The following is an 18,659-nucleotide window of genomic DNA, read 5'->3' as shown; positions in this document are numbered from 1 at the left end:
TTTACCGTGTATTCAAAAATATTTTCCTCTCCGTTTGCTGAGCTTTCACCTGTAAAAAAAGTAGCTATTTTAGGACTGCCACTTATTGCAGCGTTTGGTATTGCTTTGCAATCTTCAGAATCGGATCTGACGAAAACGATCGATCTTGATTTACCTGACTCAACCGTTATTGAGTCAATCCTATCACCTTCTTCTGTCGCTATTATCGAACCGCCGACGTTTGAGTATCAAATTCAAACGGGCGATAACTTGAGTAGCATCTTCACTCAACTTGGATTTTCTTATAAATCGATGATGAGCGTGATGGAAACCGATTTAAACTTCCTTGCCCTAGACACACTTCGTCCTGGTAACACATTACGTTTTTGGCGTGATGAGGCGACGGGCAATCTTTCCAAAATGGAAATTCAATTTAGTGTTGCGGATAAAGCGGTTTACCGACGACTTGAAGATGGCAGCTATGAATTTGAAGATATTTCTATTCCTGGTGAATGGAAGCAAAAGCCTTTAGTGGGTGATATTCACGGCAGTTTCTCTATGTCGGCGAACAAGGTTGGCCTGAATAGTCTTGAGATTGACCATATTGTGACGCTTCTTAAAGATAAGCTGAACTTTAGCCGCGACCTGCGTGCTGGCGATCAGTTTGAAGTGCTTCAGAAAGCGCAATTTGTTGATGGTGTCGCAACCGGAAAGCGTGAAATCGAAGCGATTAAGATTATGAATCGTAATCGTGTTGTTTCTGCGTACTTACACACTGATGGGCAATATTACGATGCCAATGGCGATAGCTTACAACGTGCTTTCCAACGTTACCCTGTGAGCAGTGGATGGCGTCAGAGTTCTCAGTTTAATCCTAAGCGCTTACACCCTGTGACAGGCCGAGTCTCACCTCACAACGGTACAGATTTCGCGACGCCAATTGGTACGCCAGTTCAAGCGACGGGTGATGGTAAAGTGATCATGACCCGTAAACACCCATACGCCGGTAATTACGTGGTTATTCAGCACGGTAGCACTTACAAAACGCGTTATCTCCATTTGAGTAAGATCTTAGTTCGTAAAGGACAAACGGTATCTCGTGGTCAGCGTATTGGCTTGTCAGGTAAAACTGGCCGAGTGACGGGGGCACACTTGCATTATGAGTTAATCGAACGTGGTCGTCCTGTGAATGCGATGACAGCGAATATTCCGATGGCTGATTCAGTGCCTAAAAAGGAAAAAGAGACGTTCGTAGCGTCAAGAGATGAAGCTGATAAGCTGTTAAAGGTAGCTTTAGAAGCACAATCTAACAACAGTTAATAGATTTCTCTAAATTAGGCCGATTAATCAAGCCGCGAGAGCTTTTCTAAATACTTCAGTATTTAGTCATGCTTCGCGGCTTTTTAGATTTTGGTCTGGCTACTGCTTTATATTTTAATTTTTATGGGCTTTGAATGAGCGCTTCTGAATGAGTCACTAAACTCACGATAGCTTCAGGTCGCATAGGAGGCGAGTATAGGTATCCTTGGATCTTGTCGCACCCCATATCGTGAAGTTTCTCTAGCTGTTCACGCTTTTCCACACCCTCTGCGACAAGTGATACGTTGAGTCGATGAGCAAGCTGGATGATCAACCAAACAACGCTCTCTGATGTCGAATTGGTGAGTAAATTTTGAATGAAAATTGCATCAATTTTAATGCAGTCAATCGGGTAGCTGTGAATGTAATTCAAGCTAGAGTAACCGGTGCCGAAATCGTCTAGCGCAATCGTAAAACCTTGTTCTCGCAAAAAGTTGAGTGCGTCTTTGGTGTCTTGAGTTGGAGATAGCAATACTGTTTCGGTCAGCTCAATAACAAACTCATCAGCCTTAAAGTGACGCTGTTCAATGGTCCGAGTGAGGTAGGAAATGTAACGCCTAGAGTCGGTAAGCTCATGGGCGGAACAGTTTATTCCGAGCTTAACCTTGTATCCTAAACCTTGTTCTAATGTCGTTTTAGCTCGGCATACCAGTTCGATAATGCGTTCACCCAGCTCGACAATTAGCCCGGATTCTTCTGCTACCTGTATAAACTCAACTGGGGATATGTCGCCGTGCTTTTCTGTTTTCCAACGAGTGAGTACTTCGAAATACTTCCAACGTTTGTCTTGTTGACCAACAATCGGCTGAGCCACAACATACATTCCGCTGTTCAGCGAGATAGAGTTTTCAAGTTCATTTCTCAAGGCCGCAATTAACTCGGTCTTTCTCTGATATCGAGATCTTAAGTGGGTGTCATAGCACTTGATATGGGTACCCGAGTTTTGCTTACATTCTTTTAACGCTAAGCTGGTGTTGAAGATGATTTGCTCTACGTCTTTGCTATCTCCGGCTGATCCTGCGATGCCTATGCTGATATCAAAATCGATCCTAAGATCAATACTGTTATACCCCTGTTTTACTTTGGCGATGATTTGTTCACAAATTGCGGTTGGGTCGGCGTAATAGGTGATGAAGGCGAATTCATTTCCTGCCGTTCTAAAGGTGAGGTTATTTTCTGGGAGTGTTCGTCTCAAAATCTCAGCCAGATGTTGCAGTACTTTGTCTCCGATATAGTTGCCGTGAAGATCGTTAATCGCTTTAAAACTATTAATGTCCAGTATTGCTAACGTAAACGGTGTTGAGTTTTGCTGAGTGATTGATTCTAGCGTATCGGATAAGCAACTGCGGTTAAGTAAACCTGTTAAGCTATCGTGTGAGACCTCATAACTGAGTTGATTGACCAATTGCTCAGAGCGATCGTTGAACCACATCTCACGCAGGGTGTGGATGATGATATCCGAAAAAAGTTGATGATGTTTAATCGCTTCTTGTTGCTGAGCATTACTCATTGGGGAAGTAAACGTAGAAAAAAGTACCCCCATGACTTCACCGCTTTGAGTCCGTGTAGGAATCGCAATGGAATTCTGTGAGGTAATCTCTTGCCGAAAGGCAGATGTAGGTAGTGATTTGACAACGTATTGAGCAAATGAGCAATCAGGGTGGTTTTGATTAACGGCTTGCTGATAGATTTGCCCATGACGAGGGTTGATTCTGTCATGCAAGACGTGATCAGAGTGAGCAATAACTAAAGGAACAATTTGGTCTGGAAAGTACTTTTTCTCAATGATAGTGGTGTACTTAGTATCGAACATTTGGTGTAGAGTAAGCACTGCTGATTCTAAAAGGTCGATACCTTCCAACTTGAGCAAGCGCCCTATACGCTCAGTGTCTATCATATTGTTGTACGTTTGTTGAGTCATAGCTACCATCCCTAGTTAACCAGATCCAGCGTGTAAGCCTGTGTGTTTAGTTTGTACGCATCTATTTCTATATGCGCTTAGTTTATTATTGGCCGCGTCGTATCATTTTTCAAATTAAGTTGAGACTTATTTCACAAAATTTGGTTATTTCTCTCTTTATCTAGCCTATCTTTCAAATGGTCCAAAAATAACTTGGTTCGCGTATGTGAGTAATCAAGTTTAGGGTAGTACGCGTAAACCATCACTTCGTCGGCGGTAATATTTGGCAATACTGGAACTAATGTCCCTTGTTTAAGATCCTCTTTGATCATTGCTTTGATGGTTAACAGCACACCCATTCCTCGTTTCGCCGCGTGAAACAAAGCCTCAGGGTTGGTGGTCGCAAAGTTGCCGTTCAAAGTGATGCGCTGCCCTTTGGTGAGTGTGACTTCACGGGTAGGGCGCTCTCCCCATATTAAGGAGTTGTGTTGTTCTAAGTCTTGCTCGTTGGTGGGATAACCATGTTTGGCAAGATAACTCGGCGCAGCATAGAAACTGGCCTTGTGTTCAAACAGCGGTGTTTTCTTGAAGCTTAATGAGTTGAGCTGTTCCAGTTCACGACTGATCACCAGATCCAAGCCAAGTTCAGGTAATTGACCAGGAGTCGTGGTGATCAGCTGTACCTTAATGTCTGGGTATTTTTCTAAGAAATCGTCCATGTATTGCACCAGAAACTTAGAGCCAACAGCAATCGTCGCGCCTATCTTTAAGAGGCCTGCCGGGGTTTGGTTAACCGAGCGAGTCTCATCAATAATTGATTGCCAATTGTCGAGTTGATCCTTGGCCCGCAAGTAAAAGAGTGCTCCTGCTTCGGTTTGGTTAATCGAGCGAGTGGTGCGTTTTAAAAGTTGAGTACCGATACGCTCTTCGAGCCAGTTTACTCTTTTGCTGATCGCCGAGCTGGTGGTGTTAAGTTTGCGAGCGGCGCCATTGAAACTGCCTTCTTCTACTACTCTAACGTAGCTTTTTACGTTGAGAATCCAATCCATATTATTTCCTGTTAGGACTTAATTAAATTCCAATTTGGTTAATTATCAATTACTGGTTTTGAATATAAACTTATATCATGAACAAATATCAAACGAATAGGGAATTTTTTGAGCCAATCGACCTTTAAAAAAACGCCGTTACTTTTAGCAATGATGATTATTGCTACGGGACAGGTGGGTGTGAGCATCTACTTGCCATCATTGCCGTTAATTGCTTCTGACTTAAGTGTGACTCAGGTAGATGTACAGCTGCTTGTCACGCTGTTTCTGGTGGGTTTTGGCTTGTCTCAGCTATTTTACGGACCGATGTCTGATGCAGTGGGAAGAAGACCTATTTTCTTGTTAGGTCAGGGTGTTTATTTGATTGGTACTGTCGTTTGTGTTGTTTTTTCTGACAACATGACGGCGCTAGAGGTTGGTCGCTTGTTGCAAGGTTTAGGGGCGGGTAGCGCCTCGGTTCTCGGACGAAGTGTGCTTCGCGACAGCTATGATGGCCCTCAACTGACTAAAGCGTTGTCTTATATTTCGATCACCGCTTCGATCATGCCGATCATTGCGCCCGTATTTGGTGGTTGGATTTCATTCCACCTAGGTTGGCAGGCGGTGTTCCTGTTTGTTCTACTGTATCTACTGGCAATATTCACTCTGGGTTACTTTGTGTTACCTGAGACTTTGCCATATAGAAAGAGTCGCTTTGATGCATGCCAAGTGGTGAAGAACTACGGACGCTTGTTGACTAACCGCCAAGTGTTGACCAGTGCCAGTTATAACTGGATGAGCTACATGGCAAGTTTGGTATCTTTATCGCTGTTTCCATTCTTAATGCAAGAGCAGTTAGGGTTGACAGCGGCTGAATATGGCTCATTGATGATAGTCCCTTCGGCTGGCTTACTGATCGGTAGCGTGGCTTTGAACTTGCTCAATCGTAGGTTTAGCACTCCGCAATTGATGAGCCTTGCGATTTTGATTATTTTGGCTTCGGGAACTTGGCTTCTTACTCATGAGTTATCCATCTTTAACTTAGTTTGGGCGTTTACTTGGTTGGCGATAGCACAAGGCATCTCGTTCCCACTATCGATCAGTATGTTGTTAGAACCTCATAAGAAGCAAGCGGGCGCAGTGTCGGCATTGTCTGGCTCAATTCAGATGTGTTTAGCGGGTTTATTGGGTGGGTATCTAGTAGAAATCTGGGTGACAACTCACTTACAACTCGGCGGGTTTTATCTGATTATTGGTGCTTGCATGGGTACAGTCCTTTGGTCTTCAACCAAAATGAATAAGAAAGCCGCAGCTACCGAAGTAGAGTACAGTTAAACAGCTGAAGTAGAGTACAGTTAAGCAACTAGCTCGCTATAGTTCAGAGTACAGTCGTTAATACGTTGTATTTGTATGGATGGTTTTCTACAATACCTGCGTCCATTTAATAGGTAATAAACATGCAGCAAAATGAATTTGAAGTACTGGTAAAAGCTATCTGCGCACTAGATGGCCTGCCTCAAGCGCTTGAGCTATTGAAATCCAGTGAGGATACAGAAGTCGCTGAGGCTGCTGGATCACTAACAGGTCAATTTGCGCTAGCTGAAGTAGAAGGCGAAAAGCGTATTTACCACGTGACGTTTCAAGAAAATGAACAAGGCGAAGAGCAAGAGTACATCGAACATGTAATGAATGAAGGCGATGACTTAATCAAATTTGCAGCTTGGTTCTTTGAAACTATGTTCGAATTAAAGCAAAAAGACACGTACCAGATTGCTGGTAAAACTTACAGACAGCCAAAGCGTAGTTAGTGTTTTAGTTACTAACTATTAGGCATTAGCGAATAGTGTCCTTTTTAAGGTCAGTGTTTCTAAGCTAAGTATTTAAAAAGCAGCTCTCTTGAGCTGCTTTTTTTATGGATGTCTAAACCAATGTCTTGGATTGCAAATGGGGATGGTGAATCAAGGTTAGACGGGCTTAACATTAACTCATTGATATAACGATACAATGCTGACTGATGCAGAGACAAGAATACGGATTTTGCAATAGGATGATTTACTTGCATCAAAGTGTGATTTAGATCTTGTTTTTGGGCGCTTTAAGTGTAGAATCCGCGCATAAGAAAATCGATTATGTGCGGAGATAAGCATGAATTACGAACTAGGCCACGCATACCTTGGTCAAATGGTAGCAAAAAACATGATGCACGAAGCATTGTATGGCAAGTCAAAGCCAAAGAAACCGTCGTTCTTTAAGCGAATGATGAAGAAAATGGCGAAATAAGCATTTTCAAAAACGGAATTTAAAAAGGCCTTAAACTCGATGAAGTTTAAGGCCTTTTGCGTTTTAGCGATTAATGAAGGTCATCGCTCGTTTTGTTGTGGATGGACACAAAAAAACACTGATTAATTCACGATCGGATTTGTAACTCTGTGTGAGTTTAGCCTGCCGATTGGTTGGACAGGTCGACAACGTTATTTGGAATGGTATCTAAACCATTTTCTTTCATCCACGCTTCTAAGTTGTCCGCTCCACCGATGTATTTACCATCGAGCCAGATCTGAGGAACGGTTACTGGTGTTTTCTCACCAATGTGCGCTTTGACCTCTGGAATCATGCGATACAAAGCTGCGCTGTCTTTTACAACATCGTGGTATTGGTATTCAACACCCGCTTCATCAAGCATTTTCTTTGCCTTAACACAGAATGGACAGGTCGCTTTACCATAAACGATGTTGCCTTTTAGGCTGTCGCGTTTGGTCCACTCTTTGATCACGGATTGAACTAACACACCGCGGTTAAGCGCTTCGCCTTGGCTTACAACCTTGCCTTCAACAACAAGGATTGGAGCATGCCAAGAGCCCAGTTTTAGAGGCTCCCACCAGTGAGACAACCAATCTTTCACTTCCAGTTCGACATCGACATCTGATAATTCATTCTCAAAAGTATCCTTAAGAATGTCTTTGGTAAGGGTACATTCCCCACATGGGATATTAACTTTAAATGGACCCCAGCTGCCTGCCCAACGGTATAGTGTAATCTTGACTGGTTTCTTCATGGTTACGGCCTCGTTTGAATTCTCTTATCCATATAGAACGGACAGTTGAACTATTTATTTCACTAACCCTAAACTTTCTTCAGTTTTGACGGCTTTTTCGTTTCCCAGTGCGTTATAAATGCGACTGACGCAATAATAATAGCAGCCCCGAGCCATAAACGACCCGGTGGAACCCAGCTAAATACAATCCAACCTGCTAGGACATTTAGCGGTAATTTTGCGTGGTCAAATGGTTGTACGAATGAAGCATCAGCGACTGAGTAGGCTTTTACAATTGCCCACTGAGCGAGTGCCGTCATAACACCGATGACAATTAAGATAGCCCAAATCGTACCGCCGCTTGGAGTCTGCCAATCTGGCGCAGCAAGTAGGATGTTAAATGGCGTAATCAATAGTAAAAGGTAGACCACCATAGTTGAAGGACTGTCTTGTGAAGAGAGCTTTTTCACCATTAGTGAGTAGCATGCCCAAAAGAAAGCGGCGCCAATCGGTAGTAGCGTTGCCCAGTTAAAGTCTTCAGCCCATGGCTCTAGAATCACCATCGCACCCACGAAACCTGCTAAGGTCGCGCCCCAGCGAGCAGCTCCCACTTTCTCCTTGAGGAAAAGCCCTGAACCTATGGTTGCAAACAGTGGCGACGTCATGAGAAGGGCAATGCCTTGCCAAATAGGAACTGGGTAAGCCAGCGCCCATATCCAAAGTTGAATACCAATCACCGATAAAAACACACGGAATACATGCAACTTGAGGTTGTCGGTTTTTAGCGCGCGGCGAATGCCCAGCGTTTTCAGATAAGGAAGAATAGCGAACAACGCGATGGCGTATTGAATGACGGCAACGGTAGTAGAAGTAAGTCCGAAATGAATGCTAGCGATTTGAGTTAGGCTGTTAATGACGGCAAAGGCTAGGCCTGCGGTTAGCATCCAGCTAGCGCCTTGGATCGGATGGTGTTGTGACATGATGCTTCTAATTATTTGATGTGGTTCACCTATGATACGGATTTAGCACCACTTAACCAGAAAAAGCATTGATGAAGTTAGTCAGAATATTTGAATATGAAAAAGGTTGAGCTATTGCCCAACCTTTTAGTCTGTATCTAAAGCCGATTTAGATTAGAAGTCGTAGCGAATGCCCGCCTGTAGTTGGTCATCTTTATTGTCTAGCTGTTCAAACTTGTAACCAGCATATGTGCGAATGTGGCCGTTAAACTTGTATACCGCTTCAATAGCAAAGTTATTTGCTTCTTCGTCAGCCGATTTATCGAACTCGCCGTAGTTGTATACACCAATTAGTGATAGCTGTTTAGTTGCCTTGAAGATAGCTGAAAGCTCGTAGCCTGTGTAGTCTTCATCTGCAACTGAAGCCATTGTGTATAGACCGCCAACAGTAAATGCATCCATAGAGAACTGAGCTACAAGGTTGATTTGATCGTCATCGAAGTTACCATTTTTTTGAGAAACATAACCCGCACCAAGGTCAAAAGCGCCTAGGTTGTACATAGCAGCGAGGCCAAAGCTATCGGCATCTTTTTCATTTGCGGCGATGTAGTTCGCTTGCACTGTCAACGCGTCAAACTCACCAGAGTAAAGGAAGTTATTCTCACGTTTATCTTTGTTGCCATCAACGGCATCAGCAGCATCTGCACCAAATGTTGCCATTGTATCTGTAATGTCAGTCAGCATTACCTGTGAAGAATCTTGCTTACCGTAAGAAAACTCACCAAAGTTTGTACCAAGGCCTGCATAGAAATAACGGTTAGTAAGTGAATCTGTTTTTTCGCCATTTACTCCAACTGCCGTATCTCCAGTAAATTCAGCTTCATATTTACCAAACCCGTATAGTTCATCTGAAACTTGAGTTTTACCCGAGATATTTAGACGAGCTCGTGACTTGTCTTTGAAAGAACTGTCAGATGCGCTTTCGTTGTTGTCAGATACGTTGAAACGAGCCTCCGCACGGCCGCCAATTTTAAGTTCTGTACCATCAGAGCTGTAAACTGTTGCTGCTAGAGATGAACCCGAAACTAGTGCCGCTACCACTGCAGAAGCTAGAACTGCCTTTTTCATAATCACTTACCTTGTATTTTAAAATCCGTGAGCAATGTGCTCTCCGTTTCGATATGAAGCTAATTTAGAGCAGCTAAATTAAGCTTTCATTTCTATAAAATTACATTTTCGTGAATAGGGAACTTTTTAAGTGTTGATTTTATTGCACTTTTATTTCAATAGACTGAGTGGTTTGTGAATGGTTATACAACTTATCTGTTTTTGTGTAGTTACTTTTGCGAGTTTCTATTTAGGGGAAGTGATGATGATATGAGTGAGTATTATGGGGAAGTCAGAGCTCGTTCATCTTATTAACTGTTTGTACTGATTAAGATATCCTCTATGATGCAAAAATATAGAAAAGAATAAATTTTGCTCAACAAGATGGAGACGTTGGATGAAAACAGAGTACTTAGGCGATGTTTTACAAGGCAGGCAGGTTGTAGGCTCTTTGAATGTTGAAGACTTACCGATTGGAGAGCATCAGTTTTGGTTCCAAGTAACCAGTGATGGGTTAGGGCAACCTAAGAACATGCCGGTCTCTGTTTTTAAAGGTAGTCAAGAAGGCCCGAAGTTGATGATCACTGCCGGGATTCACGGTGATGAGCTAAACGGTGTGTTGGCTGCTCAGCAAATTATCCGAGATTTAGTAGGCAAAACATTAAAAGGCACGGTAACGATAGTGCCTACTGTGAATTTGTCTGGTCTGTTAAACCATAGCCGCGATTTTATCTCTTCGGATCCGGGCTCTTGCCCTGCCAACCTTAATCGACTTTTTCCGGGTGATGCACACGGCTTAGCCGCGGAGCGATTCGTCGCATCTCTGTGGGATCGCTTACTCAAACACAATGCGACATTCGCCGTTGACCTGCATACCCAAACTCGTGGCGCTGTCTACCCACTCTATGTTTTTGCTGACTACCGAATTGAACAATGCCTTGAAATGGCAAGGTTGATGACGCCAGATTGTGTTCTCAATGATCCCGGTGACCCAGGTATTCTTGAAACGGTTTGGAATCGAAGTGGAATTCCGAGCATTACGGTGGAAGTGGGGATGGGTAAGTTTACTCAGCCTGACATGATTCAACGAGCCGTGGACGGTGTTTTTAATATGCTGTCTTACTATGAAATGCTTAATGGTGAAGACCCGTTAGAGGCAAAGCAGCTGCCAAGTATGGACTGGATAGAAGGCAACAACGTCGTGTCTATCCGCGCTGATATTGGTGGCTTTGTGCTGCCTCAGGTCGAGCTTTTGCAAAGTGTCGAACAAGATGATCTGCTCGCCATCCAATATGATGCGTTCGGTAATGAATGTCGCCGCTACCACGCACCATCTTCTGGGCGTGTACTCAGCTATAATGTGGATGCATTAAGGGAACCGGGCGCGCTTGTTTGTCGCTTGCTGAGTTAAGCAAAAAAAAAGACCAAGCAAGGCTCGGTCAAAGGACAGTTGTCTTGAGTTAACACGTCTTTGACTCATCGACAGAACAGCTTTTAGCGTAGCGAGGGTAAATTAAGAATCCATTGCAAGATAGTGACACTTCGATTGCTTTTCTGTTTCAAAAATAATATTGAAAACATTATCTTAAGCTCATTAAAAAGCCGACTGCGGTTTGCGCGAGTCGGCTTTTATTCACTTATCTTTCGAGTCTTTATCTCTATCTACACTCGATTAAAAAGCGTCATCCACGATATCTTTAAGTCGGTCGTAAGGCACATATCCTGGTAAAACATTTCCGTTCATCATCATGGTTGGAGTGCCCGTTAAGCCGAGTGCACTGAACGTTTGGTGGTTAGTGGTTAGAACCTGGTTTTGTTCTTTAGTTGTTTTTAGTTCCGCCTCTGTTCCCGTCTTCTTGGCAACGGCTTCTAGTGAGCTTTTCGAGTGAATACCGCTTTTGGCCATCAGCAATCTATTAACTTCAGGGAATGCTTCTGGGTTATCTTTCCATACTTTCATCGCGTATAGCGCCGCGTTGGTGTCTAGCCCTGCAACTTGTTGTTGTTTAAACGATAAGTACACGTTGATCACTTTGATGTCGCTATTTTCAGAGGCTAATTGAACCAAGCCTTTTTCCAAGCGCTTACAGTAAGGACAGTTATAGTCGGTAAAGTTAATGATGACTGATTTGCCATCCGGGTTGCCCGTGATTGGGTGAGCGTCATTGTTGTATAACCAATCATGGCTTCCTGCTTGAGCTTTCTTCGACTGTTCTTGCCCTGCTACGTACTGCTCTAAGCTGGTATGTAAGCCAGAGATCGTAGAAGGGTTCTCTTTCAGAAATTGGTTAATCTCTTCAAGTTGCTGGGTTTGCTCTGTACTCAACTCAGCGAAGGCAGCGGTGCTCATTAGTGAGCCTAAAATCAGTGTACTAATCAGATGTTTTTTCATGCTATATATTCTCTAATTCTTGATAATCGTGAGCGCTCATTGGGTCGCGCTCACGGTAATGCTGTTCGTTAAACGGGCTAAATCGAGTTATTCGCCTTGCTTTGCTCAGTTTTTCTTTGTAAGCGAGTTATGCAAAGTAGGTTCTTAACCAGAGCCCTATCGGGGAAGTAACGCCTGTTGCGATACTGCTAATCTTTCCATCTTTGATGATGACGATGCTTGGCGTGACATTGACTCCCCAACTTCTGCTGATCGATCCAGAGAGATCATTGATCACAGGGAAGTCATACTCTTTGGCGTCTAAGAAGCGCTGTACACGTTCGTCTGGACCAGACGAAAGCGCTACAGAAACTACTTGATGGGAGTCGTTGAAGCTATTGACCGTTGGGCTCACAAATTTGCAGGCGCCACACCAAGTTGCCCAAAAATAGACAATGACTGGCTTACCATTTTTGCTTAGCTCGATAACATCAATATCTTTGCCTTTGAGTGATTGACCCACAATTGGAATCGCGTCGCCCTGAGGCATGCTTCTGCTGTGATAAAAGTCCATCGCAAATGAAACCACGCCAACGATCAATATCATTGAAACCAGTTCCTTTCCCCACTTCTTAAGACGACTTGGCTTTTTGGTTTCACCCTTTACAGCGCTGTCTTCAGTCGTGCTAGATTTATCTTCATTGTTGGGAGTCTTCATTAGTTATCTCGCAGCATCGATGGCTTGAACGACCGTTTCACTGTTGAGAATGACAGGCAGTGGAATACCGCTTTTATAGCTTGGGCCGTAGACGATATTAAATGGCACACCAAATCGACCATTACTTTGTAGGTATTGAGTGACACTTTCACTTGGTGTTGTCCAATCGCCTTTCATCAAAACAATATTTTCTTGCTGTAGGTGGCTGTAGACAGGGTCTTGGAGAACGACGCCGATCTTGTTGGCCTTACAGGTAATACACCAATCAGCGGTCACATCGACAAATACCGTTTTGCCTTGCTCAACCAATTGAGGGATTTGTTTTGCATCTAGTTTTTGCCAAGCGAGATCGTCAACAATCGGTGTCGCCCAATTGTCTGCGGTCACACTGCCTACGATTAATGCAGCACCAAACACCAAGGTTGTGGTTGCGACGATAGGAATAAGTACCTTGCGACCCAACTTACGGCCAATCCAAATCAATACTGTAATCACGATAAACAGTGACAACAGGATCGTCGGGAATTTACCAATGAATGGGCTCATTAGGCTTGCTAACCATAGACTGGTAATGAACATCATTAAGCCAAATACCAGCTTAACTCTGAACATCCATGCCCCAGGTTTTGGAAGCAGTTTTGTAAGACTCGGGAACAGCGCGAAAATCAACCAAGGTGCACTCATACCGATGCCGAGTGCGATAAAGATAGCCCACAACTCTTGGTAGCTTGCCCCAAGTGCATAAGCGACTGCGGTTCCTAAGAACGGAGCACTACACGGCGTTGCCAACAGCGTCGCAAACATGCCTTGAATAAAGTGGCCTGAATGTGAGTCGTCGCCTTTAGTCGCCATCCAAGTGTTTAAACCTGATGGTAGTCTGAATTCGAATAACCCAAGTAGGTTAATCGAGAACAGCAAAGTGATGATCAGCATGAACCCGATGAACCAAACATTTTGGAACTGGATTCCCCAACCAATCGCATTGCCACCCAATTTTAGAGCGGTCATGCCAAGGGCTAGGAGTGCAAATGATGTAATGACACCTGACGCAGAAGCTAAGAATGAGAGTCGGATATGTCGATTGGATGCACCTTGATTTTGAATGATGCTATTTAACTTCATTCCTAATACAGGCAACACACATGGCATAATATTGAGGATCAAACCGCCAATCAAAGCAAAGCCGATCATTGCAAGAAAACCGTTGTTACTTGCTTGATAAGCAATAGGTTCTGAGCCGACTTGAGCCGTCATCTCTTCGGCAAAATTAGTGTCTGAAACAGTGACACTAACGGTGCGATCCGTTAAGTCGACTTCGCCTATCCAGTTGCTGACGTCAAATACCGCGGTCATCGTATTGCCGGTGATATGGACGGTTGGTTGAGCAAAGAAGTCATCGATGACTTCTTGCCCGTCAATCAACACCATCGGCTTATCCCAGCCTTCGTTACTGGTTAGTTGAGTGACCAGTTGTTGCTTGCTTTTGTCCCAAAATAGACCGTTCACTGAAGTCCGGCTCGCTTCTCTTGGAGATTGGCTCATGCCTTGGTTGAACAAGAACATCGCTTCTTCATCGAACTTCAATTGCTGTGTGTCGATAGGGAGTTCGATGTCATAGTCAGTCAAAACACAAATATTGGTGCACGACGGGAACGAGAGAGAAGCCCTAAATACAGCGGGTTGCGTTTTGTCTTTCAACGTTAGGGTGACAGGAAAGCTTACGTGCTTTTTGTATCCCAGCGTCATTACGTCAAGTTGTTCGTAGTATTTAGGGATCGGCCAATGCCAATCTACAGACTCTATATTAGTTGAATCAGACCAATTCCAGCTTGGCGGAATGCCACCTTCACCTGGACTGCGCCAATAGGTTTTCCAGTCACCGTCGAGTGTAACGTCCAATACAGTTTGAACGGTACCGCCGTTATCCGACTGTTCACCCGTCGACATCATTCGCATCTTAACTGGCGGATGCTCAGGCACGCTTATCCAGCCCGTGGTTTGAGCCAGGGCGGTAAATGACGTCATGACTAAGATTGCAGTGACGAAAGCTTTTGCGCATGTGCGCATGTAGAATGCCAACGAATCGACAAACTTAGTTAGTAGTGTGTTGTACACAAATGTATCTCCAAAAAATAAATAAAAGGGTGGAATAGCCCGGTTATTTACTCTCTAAATATACAGTGCTTTAGGTGCAAGCGGTGTTTTGTAGGTCGAGCAGAGCGATGATTGTCTCTAGATAATCTCGAGATGTGAGGAGGTAAGTTAAATGCAACAGCAATAATAAGTACGAATGGGATCAGCCAGCCGGTTTTCGGGGCGGCAAAGGTCAGCATTTTCGAACTCAGGCTGCATGAACTTGAATTTGGTGTTGTCAGAGCTTTAGATGCTTCTGAACCAAAAACGCTGGCATAAAGCTCAGACATTTTATCTAAAGATGCGATGACAGCATGTGGGTTGCTGGTTTCTGCGCCGACAAATATTGATTGTCCAACTAAGGAAGCTGAAGCCGTTACTTTATTCGCAGACAGCGTACTCGCCAGGCAAGTTATGATAACCAGTCCGGTAAGGAGAAGCGCCCAAAGCGATTGCTTTTGTTGGCGATTCTGTGTGGGTAAGAAAAGTAGCGATGTGTTCAGCAAATTAGTCAGTAATCAAATCAGTTAATAGTTAATAGCTAAAGCGAGCTCATTGAATTGTGGCTAGCTTAGATAAGTTCTCTTCGCGCCACAAGTCATAAAATTGTTAAAGTGAAACCATGTATAAACTAGAGAAACTATATAAACGCGGGAAACGGCATATACATGATAAAAGACGTATAAACATCAACTCACGCGAATACGACATTGGGCTCTGGTTAAAGTTCACAACAACCGGCAATTATAACTAATTTATTCTGTATCGATTTGTTTATTCACGATGAGGAGATACAAAAAGCCCAACAGATCTTATAGGAACTTATTGGGCTTAATCGTTGGTTCTATTGGAAAGGCTTAGTGAGTACGGCGAGGGCCATTACGTACCAAGTCTTTACCATTTTCGAAAACTTCTTTGGTGATCCAGCGAGCGAGCAGAACTTTGTGGCTGCTGTTGAATACAGCAACGAAGTGACGACCATCTGAATTATTGGTTGCCATGCCTACACCTTCAACGCCTTCAAGACCCAAACCGCCAGCTTCCACTGAGATTAGGAACTTTTCTAGTTCTTCTAAGGATTCGATAATATCAAGTTCGTTGTTCATTTCTATGCTCTCTTGCTGTTAGCTAACATCGGATTTAAGGCGTTTTTGTGCATGTGCTTAAGTGACGATATTGGCTGTTGTTCTTTGTTGGTTGCGTACTCTACAGATCATAAGAGGGGATTGGAACTCTCAAATATTAGATACGTACTGATATTTTGCGAATTTTTAACACAACATACGTTTAAATGCTTGTTATCCATATTCTTTTTACTACTATTTAAGGGGTCAATTTAGACATTCATAGGAATTAACATGATAAAGGTTTGGCGTTGTCTATTTTTAATGTTGGCGTTTGTTGCATCAGGGAGTTTTGCACAAAGTGTCGATAAAATAGCAGAAGTACAAGACCAGCTAATGCTGGACCTAACAACATTAGAAACAGCACACGATGCTGAGAAGCCGTTTCTAGAAGATATATTAAGACGAAAGAACCAAGCACTACGTAAAGAGATTTCCTCGCAATTATCATCCGATAAGAAGGAAGGCTTAGACGCTGTTCTTGCCCAACAGGTAGATCTTTTACAACATTTACTGTCATTGAACGAAGTCAAAATTGTCTCTATGAGCAAAGACAACCGTTCGGCTGAAGGTGATGCTAAAAAGCGTCTTGAATTGTTGATTCAAAAACGTATCGGAATGATGGATGATTACTATCAGCAACTCTCTAAAACCTTAAGTTGGTCAAAAGGTCGAGGCGTTGATGTATCGGCTGCGGAAAGTCAGTTAAAAACCGCATTGGTTTCTCGTTCTCAATATCTGACCAATGCGATCCTGTATACAGACACGCAGCGTCAAGATCTAGAGCGTCGCTTGTCTTTTGTTAGTGAAGACGAAAAGGCGACAATAAAAACTGAGTTAATACGTTTCAGCGAACGAACCAGTGTAATGGTTGCCAGCTTAGAGACAAGTATCTCTATGATGGCCCCGTTTGGTGTGGATGTCACTTCGTACAAGCGCATTCTATTAGCGACGACTGGGGACATTAACGCCGATGTGTTGGATGTCGATGTTGCACTGGATCTATTGGATAGCTGGCTTCGATCGTTCAGTTCATGGGCGTTTGACAACACGCCTTCATTTATCGTTAAACTCGCTCTGTTTCTCGGTATTTTATACGTAACTCGCCTTATTGCTAACGTGGCTCGTAAGACCGTTCGTAAGAGTGTCTCGCACTCTAAAATGGACTTTAGCGTATTGATGCAGGAGTTCTTCGTATCCATCGCATCTAAAGCGGTCGTGTTTATTGGTTTGCTTATCGCTCTGTCTCAAATTGGGATTGAGCTAGCGCCACTATTAACCGGTTTCGGTGTTGCGGGTGTCATTATTGGTTTCGCATTGCAAGACACACTATCTAACTTTGCGTCAGGTTTGATGATCTTGATCTATCGTCCTTATGATGTGGGCGACATGGTTAAAGTGGCCGGCGTTCAAGGCACAGTAAAAGACATGAGCTTAGTGTCGACGACCATTCAAACCATCGATAACCAACGCTTGGTGATCCCGAACAACAAGATTTGGGGTGACGTGATCAACAACATCACTGCAGAACGTGTGAGACGTGTTGATATGGTCTTCGGCATTGGTTACTCAGATGATATCGATAAAGCGAAAGCGGTATTGAACGACATCATTCTTGCGCACCCTCTAGTGTTGAAAAAACCAGAACATATGATCAAGCTTCATACCTTGAATACCTCTTCAGTTGATTTCGTAGTACGACCTTGGGTTAAGACTGATGACTACTGGGATGTGTATTGGGATGTGACGGAAACCGTGAAGAAACGCTTCGATGAAGAAGGCATCACGATTCCATTCCCTCAACGAGATGTGCATATTTACAATCACGAAGAGAACTAAGCGAAAGAGCTAGTACGAGAAGTAATTTCGAAAAGAGCGATTACGAAAAAAGCTAATACGAAAAAGCTAAGCATGGCTTAGAGCCATTATTCTTAATGTGATATCAAATGGACGCTGAATAAGCGTCCATTTTTATTGGCTTCCGTTTATATTGAGCTTCATTCTTTTATGTCACTCAACCGCCTTAGAATTACGTTATGATGGGGTAGGCTTAGTTTGGACAGTTGAAAGCGAATGGATGATTCACAGCAAAAAACGAATAGTAGAAATACAACGGTAAGAAAAGCAACACGAATTGAAAGCGTCATGAACTCTGCGATGTGGCACCTAACCCAGAGAGATATGACGGAAAGCGAGTTGGTTGCGAAGCTCAAAGTGAAAACCGACAATCAAGAATGGATCGATGAAACTCTAGGGACACTGAAAGGCTTCGGGTATCTCAAGTCTGACCAAGTGTTTGCAGAACAATTCGTGGAACAAGCTTTTTCTGGTGAATTCGGTTCTCGATATATTGTCGAAAAATTGAAGAAGAAAGGCCTGACCGATTCAGTGATTTCTGATGCAATCCATAAGGTGTCTTTCGAAAAGTCTATTGATGAACAAACCATCTTGATAGATCGCATCAACCATTACTATACAAGTTTTACCATGAGCCGTGAAAAGCTGGTCGCGACCCTGCAAAAGCGTGGTTTTAGCTACCAGCAGGTGAAGGTAGCGATTGACCAGCACACGCAGTCGCATGAACTGAAAAGTAATATTCAAATTAAGGCAGAGAAAGCTGATTTGGAAAAAGAGGTGCTTAAATATGCTCGTAAAGGCAAAGGCTTGACTGCTATTCAGCAAGAGCTCAGACAGCGACAAATCGACACCAGCGAGTTGTCATCGTTGGTCGACCGATTAACTAATGAGGAGCAACTGGATTTCTATTCATCTTGTTTGGAACAGCTGCAGAAGAAATCATATGACCTCAACGATCACAAAGAGCGTTCAAAGGCGTACGCAATGTTAAGTCGAAAAGGCTTTTCGTCGGATGAAATCAAATTTGCTCTGAGTGAAGGCAACGAATAACAATCAATATTATGCGTAAAGAAGTGTGCATAGCCTTGCT

The 18,659-nt window shown here is 43.4% G+C and carries 17 protein-coding genes; 7 read left to right on the top strand and 10 right to left on the bottom strand.

The window, feature by feature from the left end:
• The first annotated feature begins 6 nt into the window (after positions 1-6).
• Entirely contained in the window at positions 7-1,299 is a 1,293-nt protein-coding gene (locus L3V35_RS02940) for a peptidoglycan DD-metalloendopeptidase family protein (RefSeq protein ID WP_054545752.1), read from the top strand.
• A 121-nt stretch (positions 1,300-1,420) separates the two neighbouring features.
• Here L3V35_RS02940 and L3V35_RS02935 read toward each other — a convergent pair whose 3' ends face one another.
• The gene (locus L3V35_RS02935) at positions 1,421-3,259 is read right to left on the bottom strand and encodes a bifunctional diguanylate cyclase/phosphodiesterase (protein WP_237298314.1); all 1,839 of its coding nucleotides are present in this window, start codon (positions 3,257-3,259) and stop codon (positions 1,421-1,423) included.
• Positions 3,260-3,390: 131 nt separating this feature from the next.
• Positions 3,391-4,287 carry a LysR family transcriptional regulator gene (locus L3V35_RS02930; RefSeq protein ID WP_004731832.1) on the bottom strand — a complete coding sequence of 299 codons (897 nt, stop codon included), beginning with the start codon at positions 4,285-4,287 and terminating at the stop codon, positions 3,391-3,393.
• A gap of 108 nt (positions 4,288-4,395) precedes the next feature.
• Here L3V35_RS02930 and L3V35_RS02925 point away from each other — a divergent pair, with 108 nt between their 5' ends.
• From L3V35_RS02925 to L3V35_RS25435, 3 genes are all read left to right on the top strand, one after another.
• Positions 4,396-5,601, top strand: coding sequence for a multidrug effflux MFS transporter (locus tag L3V35_RS02925; RefSeq protein WP_237298313.1), 1,206 nt, complete (start codon positions 4,396-4,398; stop codon positions 5,599-5,601).
• Between the two features lie 122 nt (positions 5,602-5,723).
• A complete protein-coding gene (locus L3V35_RS02920; protein WP_237298311.1) occupies positions 5,724-6,074 on the top strand; it encodes a hypothetical protein in 351 nt (116 codons plus the stop codon).
• A 337-nt stretch (positions 6,075-6,411) separates the two neighbouring features.
• A complete protein-coding gene (locus L3V35_RS25435) occupies positions 6,412-6,546 on the top strand; it encodes a hypothetical protein (protein ID WP_267136081.1) in 135 nt (44 codons plus the stop codon).
• Between the two features lie 157 nt (positions 6,547-6,703).
• On the opposite strand, the gene L3V35_RS02915 is transcribed toward L3V35_RS25435, so the two are convergent.
• The 3 genes from L3V35_RS02915 to L3V35_RS02905 form a co-directional block, all read right to left on the bottom strand.
• Positions 6,704-7,321: a glutaredoxin gene (locus L3V35_RS02915; RefSeq protein WP_004731823.1), complete on the bottom strand. Its 618-nt coding sequence runs from the start codon at positions 7,319-7,321 to the stop codon at positions 6,704-6,706.
• A gap of 68 nt (positions 7,322-7,389) precedes the next feature.
• Positions 7,390-8,280: a DMT family transporter gene (locus L3V35_RS02910; protein WP_017089881.1), complete on the bottom strand. Its 891-nt coding sequence runs from the start codon at positions 8,278-8,280 to the stop codon at positions 7,390-7,392.
• Positions 8,281-8,433: 153 nt separating this feature from the next.
• On the bottom strand, positions 8,434-9,387 hold the full coding sequence (locus L3V35_RS02905) for a porin (RefSeq protein WP_237298309.1): 954 nt from the start codon (positions 9,385-9,387) through the stop codon (positions 8,434-8,436).
• Positions 9,388-9,763: 376 nt separating this feature from the next.
• On the opposite strand from L3V35_RS02905, the gene L3V35_RS02900 reads away from it, so the two are divergent.
• Positions 9,764-10,777 (top strand): succinylglutamate desuccinylase/aspartoacylase family protein, encoded by a 1,014-nt coding sequence (locus L3V35_RS02900; protein WP_054545747.1) that lies wholly within the window; start codon positions 9,764-9,766, stop codon positions 10,775-10,777.
• 261 nt (positions 10,778-11,038) lie between these two features.
• Here L3V35_RS02900 and L3V35_RS02895 read toward each other — a convergent pair whose 3' ends face one another.
• From L3V35_RS02895 to L3V35_RS02875, 5 genes are all read right to left on the bottom strand, one after another.
• The gene (locus L3V35_RS02895) at positions 11,039-11,758 is read right to left on the bottom strand and encodes a DsbA family protein (protein ID WP_054545746.1); all 720 of its coding nucleotides are present in this window, start codon (positions 11,756-11,758) and stop codon (positions 11,039-11,041) included.
• Between the two features lie 127 nt (positions 11,759-11,885).
• On the bottom strand, positions 11,886-12,455 hold the full coding sequence (locus L3V35_RS02890) for a protein disulfide oxidoreductase (protein WP_146456446.1): 570 nt from the start codon (positions 12,453-12,455) through the stop codon (positions 11,886-11,888).
• A gap of 3 nt (positions 12,456-12,458) precedes the next feature.
• Entirely contained in the window at positions 12,459-14,522 is a 2,064-nt protein-coding gene (locus L3V35_RS02885; protein ID WP_237298940.1) for a protein-disulfide reductase DsbD domain-containing protein, read from the bottom strand.
• A 95-nt stretch (positions 14,523-14,617) separates the two neighbouring features.
• The gene (locus tag L3V35_RS02880; protein ID WP_065207018.1) at positions 14,618-15,094 is read right to left on the bottom strand and encodes a hypothetical protein; all 477 of its coding nucleotides are present in this window, start codon (positions 15,092-15,094) and stop codon (positions 14,618-14,620) included.
• 351 nt (positions 15,095-15,445) lie between these two features.
• Positions 15,446-15,694 carry a hypothetical protein gene (locus L3V35_RS02875; protein WP_004731805.1) on the bottom strand — a complete coding sequence of 83 codons (249 nt, stop codon included), beginning with the start codon at positions 15,692-15,694 and terminating at the stop codon, positions 15,446-15,448.
• Between the two features lie 252 nt (positions 15,695-15,946).
• On the opposite strand from L3V35_RS02875, the gene L3V35_RS02870 reads away from it, so the two are divergent.
• A complete protein-coding gene (locus L3V35_RS02870) occupies positions 15,947-17,551 on the top strand; it encodes a mechanosensitive ion channel family protein (RefSeq protein WP_237298307.1) in 1,605 nt (534 codons plus the stop codon).
• Between the two features lie 234 nt (positions 17,552-17,785).
• Entirely contained in the window at positions 17,786-18,619 is an 834-nt protein-coding gene (locus tag L3V35_RS02865) for a RecX family transcriptional regulator (protein WP_054545743.1), read from the top strand.
• Positions 18,620-18,659 lie beyond the last annotated feature (40 nt).

The organism is Vibrio sp. L5-1 (genome assembly GCF_021728315.1).
Classification (GTDB): Bacteria; Pseudomonadota; Gammaproteobacteria; order Enterobacterales; family Vibrionaceae; genus Vibrio; species Vibrio splendidus_K.
The sequence above is the reverse complement of the archived record's forward strand: the minus strand, read 5'-3'. Positions and strand labels throughout refer to the sequence as shown.

Coding starts and splice junctions, on each gene's coding strand:
- L3V35_RS02935 (WP_237298314.1), bottom strand. CDS start 3,259: ATGACTCAACAAACGTACAACAATATGATAGACACTGAGCGTATAGGG.
- L3V35_RS02895 (WP_054545746.1), bottom strand. CDS start 11,758: ATGAAAAAACATCTGATTAGTACACTGATTTTAGGCTCACTAATGAGC.
- L3V35_RS02915 (WP_004731823.1), bottom strand. CDS start 7,321: ATGAAGAAACCAGTCAAGATTACACTATACCGTTGGGCAGGCAGCTGG.
- L3V35_RS25435 (WP_267136081.1), top strand. CDS start 6,412: ATGAATTACGAACTAGGCCACGCATACCTTGGTCAAATGGTAGCAAAA.
- L3V35_RS02930 (WP_004731832.1), bottom strand. CDS start 4,287: ATGGATTGGATTCTCAACGTAAAAAGCTACGTTAGAGTAGTAGAAGAA.
- L3V35_RS02865 (WP_054545743.1), top strand. CDS start 17,786: ATGGATGATTCACAGCAAAAAACGAATAGTAGAAATACAACGGTAAGA.
- L3V35_RS02875 (WP_004731805.1), bottom strand. CDS start 15,694: ATGAACAACGAACTTGATATTATCGAATCCTTAGAAGAACTAGAAAAG.
- L3V35_RS02885 (WP_237298940.1), bottom strand. CDS start 14,522: ATGCGCACATGCGCAAAAGCTTTCGTCACTGCAATCTTAGTCATGACG.
- L3V35_RS02910 (WP_017089881.1), bottom strand. CDS start 8,280: ATGTCACAACACCATCCGATCCAAGGCGCTAGCTGGATGCTAACCGCA.
- L3V35_RS02905 (WP_237298309.1), bottom strand. CDS start 9,387: ATGAAAAAGGCAGTTCTAGCTTCTGCAGTGGTAGCGGCACTAGTTTCG.
- L3V35_RS02900 (WP_054545747.1), top strand. CDS start 9,764: ATGAAAACAGAGTACTTAGGCGATGTTTTACAAGGCAGGCAGGTTGTA.
- L3V35_RS02920 (WP_237298311.1), top strand. CDS start 5,724: ATGCAGCAAAATGAATTTGAAGTACTGGTAAAAGCTATCTGCGCACTA.
- L3V35_RS02870 (WP_237298307.1), top strand. CDS start 15,947: ATGATAAAGGTTTGGCGTTGTCTATTTTTAATGTTGGCGTTTGTTGCA.
- L3V35_RS02890 (WP_146456446.1), bottom strand. CDS start 12,455: ATGAAGACTCCCAACAATGAAGATAAATCTAGCACGACTGAAGACAGC.